Here is a 724-nt window from a genome sequence, read left to right on the forward strand (position 1 = left end):
AATACCTACAATTGTAGCATTGGCAAACATTGCCGCAAATTCAATTTCTGAAACCACTGGAATACCTTTGCTTCGTATTAATTTTACTAACGGTACTTTATCTGGTATTCCTGGGCTTTTCATCACCATACTTGCATTAAGAATTTTTGCTTCGGTATGCATTTCTTCTTCCCATGCAATTGCATTATTTATAAGAACCTCTTTATATTTTTCTTTTATTTTTCCTTTATCAGATACAAACACGCTGTATCCTTTTTCTTTTGCTAGTAGCGCTGCACCAACACCACTTTCGCCTCCTCCAAGAACTACAAGTGTTTTCATCTATCTAATCTTCAACGTTACTATAGATAGAATAGCAAGTAGAATTCCAATAATCCAAAAGCGTGTTGAAATTTTACTTTCATGATATCCTAGTTTTTGATAGTGATGATGTAGGGGCGACATTTTGAAAATTCGGCGACCTTCACCATACTTCTTTTTGGTATATTTAAACCAACTAACCTGCATTACAACCGATAAATTTTCAGCTAAAAAAATACCACACAACACAGGAATTAGCCATTCTTTTCTTACAGCAATTGCTATTACTGCTATAATTCCGCCAATAGTTAAACTTCCCGTATCACCCATAAAAACCTGTGCCGGATATGTATTGTACCACAAAAAACCAATAAGCGCACCAACAAATGCAGCTATGTAAATAGTAATTTCTTCTACTCTGGGT

Annotated in this window: 2 pseudogenes; both read right to left on the reverse strand. The window is 35.1% G+C overall.

The features are described 5' to 3' along the window. A pseudogene (locus FUA24_RS04940) lies at positions 1-321 on the reverse strand (UDP-N-acetylmuramoyl-L-alanine--D-glutamate ligase); the annotation flags it as partial. Beyond that, positions 322-724: pseudogene (locus FUA24_RS04945) on the reverse strand (phospho-N-acetylmuramoyl-pentapeptide-transferase); the annotation flags it as partial.

The sequence above is a fragment of the Seonamhaeicola marinus genome, assembly GCF_008085455.1.